Below are 8,645 nucleotides of genomic sequence, written 5' to 3' on the forward strand. Positions count from 1 at the left end.
TCCCCTACGGAAACTAAGGGTCTTCCCTCATGGGCTCGCTTCGATCCCACGACCATAATCCGCTGGTCGAGGAGGCAATGACCCAATGACCGCTGACACCCTCACCGAGAACTGCGTCCACCACTGGCTGCTCGGCCTGCCCGAGGACGACGTGGTGAAGGGCCGCTGCAAGCGCTGCGGCATCGAGCGCGAATATCCCGCCAGCGTCGAGGGTGCCAGCCGCCAGGGCGTCTACGATGAAGCAGCTTCCCTCAACAAGACCGTCGAGCTGCTCCCCGACAACAGCGCCGGCACAGCGTTGCCCGGGCGAGACAACGTGTGGTAACGTCGCCTCCCGTAAGGGAAAACCCTTAGGGGAGTAAGCGTAACGATCGAATCAGGACGCCGGGCTGCACCGTCAGCAGCCTCGAACGGAAGGGATTCCAGACATGACCAACCAGAGCGCACCACGCATGCACGCCAGCCGCATCAAGGTCCTCATCGTCGATGACCACGCCGTGCTGCGGCAGGCCCTCCGTATGCTGCTCGAAAACCAGCAGGAAGTCGAAGTCGTCGGCGATGCCGCCAACGGCCGCGAAGCCCTCGACGCCGTCGAAAAGCTGCACCCGGACGTCGTCCTCATGGACATGGTGATGCCTGGCCTCAACGGCCTCGAAGCCACGCGCCAGATCCGCCGCCGCGCCCCCAAGGCGAAGGTGCTCATCCTCACCGGCTACATGGAAGACGAGCAGATCCTCGCCGCGCTCCGCGCCGGCGCCAGCGGCTACGTCGTCAAGAAGTCCGACGTCGAAGAGCTGCTGCTCGGCATTCAGTCCGTGCACCGCGGCAACACCTACTTCAGCTCCGCCATCAGCGATGGCGATGCCGTGCAGGACTACCTCTGGCAGGCCAAGAAGCCCGAAGCGAAGTCCGGCTACGACCTGCTCACCAGCCGCGAGCGCGAAGTGCTGCAACTGATCGCCGAGGGCTACTCCAACCAGCGCATCGCCAACGAACTGTTCATCAGCGTCAAGACCGTCGAAGCGCACAAGGCGCATATCATGTCGAAGCTGCACGCCCAGAACCGCACGGATCTCATTCGCTATGCGATTCGCAAGGGCATCGTCGGCCTCGAAAGCGGGCCTGACCTCGGCGAGAGCAGCTCCGAAGCGGTCGGTTGATGACTATGAGCAACGCGAAGGCATCGAAAGAGAACCGGCCCATGAAACAGAAGCTCACGCTGCCGGCGATCGCCCAGGCGACCTCCGACCAGCTCCGCGAAGGCTACCTGCAGCGTCTCCGGCGACTGCTCCGGCTCCGAAGAGACCACTTCGATGAGCTGAACGACCAGGGCTTGCGCCTGTTGGACCGCTCGATCTTCGCGGCCTACTGCGACTGCATCGATATCGGACAAGGCGATGCGGCGAAAGACGTCCTCAAGGACGTGCGCCTCACCGTCTCGCTGTCGAGGGCGAGCAAGAGATAACCGTGACGCTCTGCGAAAAATCGATACTCGTGGTCGATGACGAGCCCGTCGTGCGAGAGCTGCTCAAAGCAGCCCTCGAGCCGACGGGCTCGCGCCTCGTGGAAGCCAGCGACGGCTGCGAAGCGATCGAGGTCGCTTGGCGCGAGCGACCGGACCTCGTCCTGCTCGATGTCGGCCTGCCGAAGCTCAGTGGCCTCGACGTCTGTCGCGCCCTTAAGACCAACCCCGAACCGCCCCGCGTGCTGCTGATAACCGGCGATAGCACCGCCGAGGGCCTCGACAACTGTGGCGCCGATGGCGTCGTCGCGAAGCCCTTCCAGCCATCGACGCTCATCGAAGAGGTCGAGCGCGCCCTCGTCGCAAAAACATCGCCGGACTAGCATGGCCCGAAAGTGTAGGACGAGCGCCCTCGCCTGTCCGCCGGGCGCCGCTGCGATGTCAGGCGGAGCCACGCGAGATGACGCCAGAGGGTCAGGCGTTGCGCCAGACAATTGACCTTGGCAGATTGCCGTGCATGACGCGTCGGCGGATCGATGAGGAGGCAATGTGAAGGGAATAGCACAAAAGGGACTGGCGGCGCTCGCGTGGTTATTCGTGCTCGGCGTGCTTGTGCAGTTCTTCCTCGCCGGACTCGGTTTGCCGCAGCTGGGCGGCGAAGGCATGGACGCCCACAAGGACTTCGGCTACTCGGCGCTCCACTTCACGCCTACCCTGCTTATCCCGCTGGCCTTCTTCGCCAAGGCGTCACGCGCGCTCATCGTCCTCACGTTCATCCTCACCGTCGTGTCCGCCATCCAGCCGATCTGGGCGTTCCCCATTCAGCAGGGCGAGTTCGACGCGTCGTTCCACGTTCTTGGCGCAGCGGTGATCCTCGTCATGTCTTACGAGATCGCGCGCATGGCGACGGACCTCGTGCGGAGCACCACCGCGTAGCTCTCACGGCGACTTCCAGGCCGTCGCCGCGCTGAATTAGCCGAAATCCCAACGCGTGCCGGTGCTGCCGTAAATCGCCCCGCCGTCATCGCCCGTCGGGTCAGAGATCCACCCGAACGCCACCCGCGGATGCACCGCGAACAGCGCCCCCGGCGGCGCAGTGAGCGGTATCGAGTACTTCGCGTTGTACGACGCCAGGAAGATCGCGATGCGCGCCTCGTCGCGAACCCGCTCCGCGGTGCCTTCGATGATCACCACCTCGTCGCCGCTTTCGAGATGCACCGAAACGTCCGGGCGCTGCATGAGATGCGTGCCAATGCGTGACCCCGTATCGAAGTACAGCGTCTCATCGACCCACGCGCCCCACACCGGCCGCGCGTGACCCGGCCCATCCGGCCGCGTCGACACGATCCAGTAGTTGCGCGCGTCGACCAGCCGTTGGCGCGCCCAGCGCCACGGGATCGGCCTGCTCGTCCAGTAGCCCTCGGGGCGCTCAGGTCGGGACGCCCGAGGTTGTTTCGAGGAACCGTCGCCGCCCATATCACGCCTCCCGACCGTTCAAATGTGGGGCTGTTCGTGCGCTTCGCAGCGTCAGCAATCTTCTAGCTCGATGGCCGTTCGCGCAACACGTCCAGCGCCCGCGCGATCGACGCAAACGCGATCTCCGGCAGCGCATCGAGCCCAAACCACGCCACGTCCTCGATGATGTCCGCCGCACGCGGCTCACCCGATGCGATCCGGCATCGATATACCAGCGTCACGATCGGCGCGCCCGCATACTCATCCTCGAACGCCCCGACGATCTCCTCGACGCCCACCTCGATGCCCATCTCGCGCCGGCACTCGCGCACCAGCGCGTCCTCGATGCCGTCGCCCGCGTTCAAGAAGTTGCCCGGCGCGTCCCACCTGCCGTCGGTGCGCCGCCCCAGCAGGACCTCGCGCACGCCGTCGTGCTCGCGCACGATCAGCGCTTCGAGGCTCGGCTTCGGGTTCTGCCACAGCACGGACCCGCACGCCTCGCACGTCGGGTGCAGCGCCCGCGCCTCACCCTGCGGCCGCCACTCCAACGCCCCCGCGCATCGCGGACAAAACCGCAACTGCTCGCGCGCGCTCACGGACACAGGCCTCCGTGGCCGCCGAACTGCCCCGCCGAGATGTATCGATAGTCGGACGTTGACTGCGTGTCCCCAGCGCCGTCAAGCGAAAAGCGGAACGCTCGCGTCTTGATGTCGATCAGTTCCTTCGGGCCGAATGCGCCGGCCACGAGCACATCGTCGGGCGTGATCGCCGTCACCCAGAGTCTCTCACTGAACTGAGACATCTGCCCGGTCGTCCTGTCATAAATCCGCGTGGAGCCGGGGACTTCGAAGTCACAGTACCCATCGGTCCACGCGATGTAGCGGTCATTCCCGGCGATCGGCCAGTTCGCGTACGCCCAGGGCGACGTCGCGATGAACGTCGCGGCTCCGCTCGTGATATCGAGCAGGAACACGTTCACGGTGCCCTTCCGGTAGCCCCGGTCGTTCGGCTCTCCCACGAGGGACGGCTCGGTCGCGACGGCCAGCGCGCCGCGGCCAGCCGGCTCGACGCGATAAGCGTCGAACGCAAGCAGCAGCCGTCCGCTCGCCGGATCCGTCAGGGACCACCGCTTCAATCGGTCGTCGGTGTCGCTGAGCAGTTCCTCGCGCAGCACGTAACCGTCGGGCGTCGTTTGCATCGAGAAGTCCGGATTGTACGGAATCCCATCGACCGTCTCGCGGTCGTCGGTCACGAGATCGATGACCTCGGTGCTGTTCTGGTTGGTCACGCCGACGTGCTGATCGTCGACGAATCCGACAAGTCGCCCTTCCCCCAGCATGCGTCGCTCGCCCGTCGCGAGAGTGATCATCCACGCCTCGCCGGTAGTGAGCGTGTCGTCGGCGCGGGCGATCCACACCATCTTCGTGCCGTCCGGGCTGAACCGCCCGACCGTACCGGATCCAAGATTCGTCGCCACGCCGGTCAGCGTGTCATAGACCATCGTCGAAGAGCCGTCCCAGTTGACGACTGTTGACCTTGGCTGACGCGGCATATGCCGCACGACGGCGTTGGGGCGTGGTTCCGTGAAGAGCCCGGTCACCTGCCGCGCCGGTTCGGCTCGTACGACCGTAACCTCCTCACTCGGAGTCGCAGCGGGCGGTGAGACAGGCGCCTCGCTCGTCGCCGATGGCCGCGCGCTCATTCGTGCAGCCTCGTTGGCGCCGTCGCCGCACGCTGAGAGCAGGAGCGTGCCCATGAGCAAGCCGACAATTGCGTACCGCATCATCCCGCAGCATATGCGGAATGCCCGGCGCCGTCCCGACGGATCGCCACCGCCACCCGTACGCGCACCCACTCTCTATGTATATGGCCACGTTGCGGCTGACCGCTGACGGCTGAAAGACTGAAAGACTGACGAACTACCCGGCCTGCACGCCCGACTGCATCAGCACTCCATTGTGAATGAGAAAGCTGCGCACCGTGTTCCCGTACTTCGTCTTGCGCATCCGCGATCCCTCGACGCCCGCCTGCCACGCGTCGATCATCCCGACGTACCGCTCGCGCCCCTTCGTCCTGATGCGCTTCTCACCGTCCTTGATCATCGTCGTCTCTTTGATCATCTGGTCGGGATCGCGGTTGATGCGCCGGCAGAACGCCTCGAGGATCGGCAGCCGCTCCGGATCATCGTTCGCCGGGTCGCCGCCCCAGTGCTGCCGCAGCCCATCGAGCCACGCGCGCACGCTCGCGTACTCGAGCATCGCCTTCAGCTCGACCGGCTGCTCATCCGTTGCACCCACCAGGACCTCAACCCCCTCCGACCTCCGACATCTGACTTCCGACTAGACCACCGCGCCAGTGCTGCCTCCAGCGTCCAGCCTCCAGTGCCGGTACCGCGCCGACGCCCTACATCGGCAACCCGTACTTCTCCGCCAGCTTCTTGATCTCTTCGATGCGCTTCGGGTCGTTCGGCTTCGCCGGCTCCTGGATCATCTTCGCCGACTTCAACTCCTCGACGACCTTCTCGTCGCGCTTGAACGGCTTCCCGAACTCCCCTTCGAAGTACAACTCCTCGAACGGCGGCCGCGGCCGCTGCCCGCCGCCGTCCCACGACTCCGCCGGATACCCCACCAGAATCGTCGGCAGCGGGATCCACTCGTCCGGCGTCTTGAACACTTCCTTCAGCACGGCGCCGTTGAGCGTCACCAGCCCCACGCCCAGCCCCTCGTCGACGCCCGTCAGCAGCGCCTGGCACACCGCGATGCCCACGTCGAACGTCGATGCGATCGGATAGCCCGGGCCCTGCGTCATCGGCTTGAGGATCTGCGGATACACAAAGTCGTCGACGAACTTGTGGCTCCAGCCATGCGTCGGCGCCAGCGCGCCGACATCGACCAGCTCCTTGAGCCGCGTGCCCTGCATCTTGTTGACGATGCTCAGGTCGTTGAAGAAGTGGATGTGTACCGGCGCCATGTCGACGTTCAACGTCGCGACCGGCGTCTTCAGCCGCTTGAGCTGGTCTTCGCTGAGTTCGTCGCGGAACCCCACGATCGCGCGCGCCCACTGCGCGTTCACCGCACACGACGCCAGCCGCGCCGCTTCGAGCATCTTCTGGATCTTCTCGCGCTCGACGGGCCGGTCCGGGTCGAAAAACCGGATCGACCGCCGCCGCCCGATGACTTCCTTGAACTCCATCGTTCCTCCCGCGTTAGCACCCGCCGATGGTCCCACCTCGAGCGATGCTTTGCCGTTTGCCGTTTGCTGTTTGCTGTCCCGAAGCGTGCCTCAGTGTCGTGCCCGCGCATCCTACGGGCAACAGCCGAACGGCCCGCCGCCACCCTCGGACGGCACAGCAGCGTGTTGAGGTACGATCGCACCATGGCGACCGAACCGTCATCCGGCATCATCGAGACGCACGCCCTGACGCCCGACCGCTGGCGCGATTTCGCCGCGCTCATGAACAGCCGCTTCGATACCCGCCATTGCTGGTGCATGTGGCCGCGGCTCGCGGTCAACTACACAATGCGCACCGCAGAAGCCAACCGCCGTTCGATGAAGAAGGCCGTCGACACCGCCCCCGCGCCGCCCGGCATCCTCGCGTACGCCGATGGTGTCCCGGTGGGGTGGTGCGCCGTCGCCCCGCGCGAGGACTATCTGCGCCTCGCGCGATCGCGCATCACCGCCCCGCTCGACGACCAGCACGTGTGGTCTGTCGTTTGCTTCTATGTCCCGCGGCCCATGCGCCGAAGAGGCGTAAGCCGTGCGCTGCTCGCGGCCGCCCTCGATCTAGCCCAGCAACACGGCGCGCGGATCGTCGAGGCCTACCCCGTCGAAGGCGGCAACAACCCCTTCCGCGGCCTCCCCGCCGTCTTCAAAGACGCCGGCTTCCGCGAAGTCGGCCGCCGCACCGCGAACCGCCCCTTCCTGCGCTACCACATCTGCAACTCGCAACAATCCAATCGCCAGTAACACCGATCCGGCCCCCTGTTGTCTGTGGTCTTGTTGCCCCTCGTTTGCTGTCTGCCGTTCGCCGTTTGCTGCCTCAAGTTCCGTGTTCTGGGAGTCCAGGCCCCGTCTTACTCTGTTGTCTGTTCTCTGTTGACTGTTGTCCCCCTGATTTGCTGTTTGCCGTTCCCGCTCCCCGCTTCTAGGTTCTACGTCCCCCATATGCGACAGTGAGCGCTGAAAAAGGAGCCTCCACCGTGGACTTCGAACAGATCCTCTACGACAAGAGCGACGGCATTGCCACCATCACCCTCAACCGCCCCGAGCGCATGAACGCCTTCACCGACGTCATGCTCCGGGAATGGGCGCACGCGCTCGAAGACGCGCGCCTCGACCGCGACGTCTATGCCGTCATCGTGACCGGCGCCGGCCGCGGCTTCTGCGCCGGCGCCGACCTGAAAGCGGGCTCCGGCGTCGCCGAAACAGCGCGCGCCGACACGCCGCCCACCGCCGCATCGCGACGCAACTGGCTGCGCGACGGCGTCCACCAGGTGCCGCGCGCCGTGCAACTGCTCGACAAGCCCTACATCGCCGCCGTCAACGGCTCGGCCGTCGGCGCCGGCATGGACATGGCGTCGATGGCCGACCTGCGCATCGCGTCCGACGCCGCGAAGTTCGCGATGTCGTACGTGAAGGTCGGGCTGATCCCCGGCGACGGCGGCTGTTACTTCTTGCCGCGCATCGTCGGCATCGCGAAGGCGCTCGAGTTGATCTGGACGGGCGACTTCATCGACGCGCACGAGGCGCAGCGCATCGGCTATGTCTCGAAGGTCGTGCCGCCCGATGATCTCCTCACCGAAGCGCGCGCGCGCGCCCAACGCATCGTCGATGGCCCCGCCGTCGCCATCCAACTCGCAAAGCGTCTCGTCTACCGCAGCCTCGACGCCTCATGGCAAGAAGCCTTCGAGATGGCGTCCTCCGCGATGGCCATCGCTCAGACCACCGAAGACGCCCGAGAAGGCCCCCGCGCCTTCGTCGAAGGCCGCCAACCAAAATTCACCGGTCACTAACCCAGCATCTGCTCCCCGAACGGGAAAGTAGGGACGTAGCTTCAGCTGCGTCCGCGGATGCTCCCGCGCGCACGCGCCTACCATCCCACCGGCTTGGCGCCACCGCGACCCCCGGCGACCGATGACTGACGACTGACGACCGATTCCCATCTGTAACATCTGTGCCCATCTGTGGTTCCACCCCCACTGACCGACTGATCGACCAACCCGCTACCATTACCCACGATGGACGCCATCGCCGACGTCACGTACCGCATCTACCCCGCGACCGCCATGATCGCCGCTGGCGTCGTGATGGCATTCTTCGGCCTGCGACGCGACCTCGCCGGACTGCGCGCGCCCTTCTCCGACCGCAACAAGACGCTGAACATGCTCACCGGCTTCCGCATGGCGATCGTCGGCATCGCGCTCATGCTGTTCGGCGCCGCCTGGATCGCGCAGGTCACGTGGCTCATGTGGCTCGCCGCGATCATCGGCCTCGGCGAACTCCTCGAATCCTCACTGATGATCTCCGGCATCCGCACAGGCCAACAACTCGCCGACGAACAGCAACGACGCAACCATCGCACCTCCTAAAACCTTTGCGCCTCCGCCCCTCTGCGGGGCCGTCCCTCCAATCCCGCCTCCCGCCTCCCGCCTCCCGCCTCCCGCTTCCAATAACGTGGCTCGCCGCGATCATCGGCCTCGGCGAACTCCTCGAATCCTCACTGATGATC

At 65.6% G+C, this 8,645-nt stretch carries 13 protein-coding genes; 8 read left to right on the forward strand and 5 right to left on the reverse strand.

Features of this window, described 5'->3' with window-relative positions:
• Positions 1–85: 85 nt before the first annotated feature.
• The 5 genes from WEB52_06110 (at position 86) to WEB52_06130 (ending at position 2,398) form a co-directional block, all read left to right on the forward strand.
• Entirely contained in the window at positions 86–325 is a 240-nt protein-coding gene (locus tag WEB52_06110) for a hypothetical protein (GenBank protein ID MEX2226002.1), read from the forward strand.
• Positions 326–428: 103 nt separating this feature from the next.
• The gene (locus WEB52_06115) at positions 429–1,160 is read left to right on the forward strand and encodes a response regulator transcription factor (protein ID MEX2226003.1); all 732 of its coding nucleotides are present in this window, start codon (positions 429–431) and stop codon (positions 1,158–1,160) included.
• Between the two features lie 41 nt (positions 1,161–1,201).
• On the forward strand, positions 1,202–1,465 hold the full coding sequence (locus tag WEB52_06120) for a hypothetical protein (GenBank protein ID MEX2226004.1): 264 nt from the start codon (positions 1,202–1,204) through the stop codon (positions 1,463–1,465).
• Between the two features lie 2 nt (positions 1,466–1,467).
• Positions 1,468–1,845, forward strand: a complete 378-nt coding sequence (locus tag WEB52_06125; GenBank protein ID MEX2226005.1) for a response regulator — start codon at positions 1,468–1,470, stop codon at positions 1,843–1,845.
• A 166-nt stretch (positions 1,846–2,011) separates the two neighbouring features.
• Complete coding sequence (locus WEB52_06130) at positions 2,012–2,398, forward strand: hypothetical protein (GenBank protein MEX2226006.1); 387 nt, start codon at positions 2,012–2,014, stop codon at positions 2,396–2,398.
• Positions 2,399–2,434: 36 nt separating this feature from the next.
• On the opposite strand, the gene WEB52_06135 is transcribed toward WEB52_06130, so the two are convergent.
• From WEB52_06135 to WEB52_06155, 5 genes are all read right to left on the reverse strand, one after another.
• The gene (locus WEB52_06135) at positions 2,435–2,938 is read right to left on the reverse strand and encodes a pyridoxamine 5'-phosphate oxidase family protein (GenBank protein ID MEX2226007.1); all 504 of its coding nucleotides are present in this window, start codon (positions 2,936–2,938) and stop codon (positions 2,435–2,437) included.
• Between the two features lie 62 nt (positions 2,939–3,000).
• Positions 3,001–3,513 (reverse strand): NUDIX hydrolase, encoded by a 513-nt coding sequence (locus tag WEB52_06140; GenBank protein MEX2226008.1) that lies wholly within the window; start codon positions 3,511–3,513, stop codon positions 3,001–3,003.
• A complete protein-coding gene (locus WEB52_06145) occupies positions 3,510–4,700 on the reverse strand; it encodes a hypothetical protein (protein MEX2226009.1) in 1,191 nt (396 codons plus the stop codon). Before WEB52_06145 ends, WEB52_06140 begins: the two co-directional genes overlap by 4 nt.
• A gap of 136 nt (positions 4,701–4,836) precedes the next feature.
• Positions 4,837–5,214, reverse strand: a complete 378-nt coding sequence (locus WEB52_06150; protein MEX2226010.1) for a hypothetical protein — start codon at positions 5,212–5,214, stop codon at positions 4,837–4,839.
• 106 nt (positions 5,215–5,320) lie between these two features.
• On the reverse strand, positions 5,321–6,109 hold the full coding sequence (locus tag WEB52_06155) for a nitroreductase family protein (GenBank protein MEX2226011.1): 789 nt from the start codon (positions 6,107–6,109) through the stop codon (positions 5,321–5,323).
• 183 nt (positions 6,110–6,292) lie between these two features.
• Between WEB52_06155 and WEB52_06160 the strand changes: the two genes are divergently transcribed.
• The 3 genes from WEB52_06160 (at position 6,293) to WEB52_06170 (ending at position 8,505) form a co-directional block, all read left to right on the forward strand.
• Positions 6,293–6,883 carry a GNAT family N-acetyltransferase gene (locus WEB52_06160; protein ID MEX2226012.1) on the forward strand — a complete coding sequence of 197 codons (591 nt, stop codon included), beginning with the start codon at positions 6,293–6,295 and terminating at the stop codon, positions 6,881–6,883.
• Positions 6,884–7,116: 233 nt separating this feature from the next.
• Positions 7,117–7,929, forward strand: coding sequence for an enoyl-CoA hydratase-related protein (locus tag WEB52_06165; protein MEX2226013.1), 813 nt, complete (start codon positions 7,117–7,119; stop codon positions 7,927–7,929).
• Positions 7,930–8,154: 225 nt separating this feature from the next.
• Complete coding sequence (locus WEB52_06170; protein MEX2226014.1) at positions 8,155–8,505, forward strand: hypothetical protein; 351 nt, start codon at positions 8,155–8,157, stop codon at positions 8,503–8,505.
• The last annotated feature ends 140 nt before the right edge of the window (positions 8,506–8,645 follow it).

The organism is Dehalococcoidia bacterium (assembly GCA_040902535.1).
Lineage (GTDB): Bacteria > Chloroflexota > Dehalococcoidia > DSTF01 > JACRBR01 > JBBDXD01.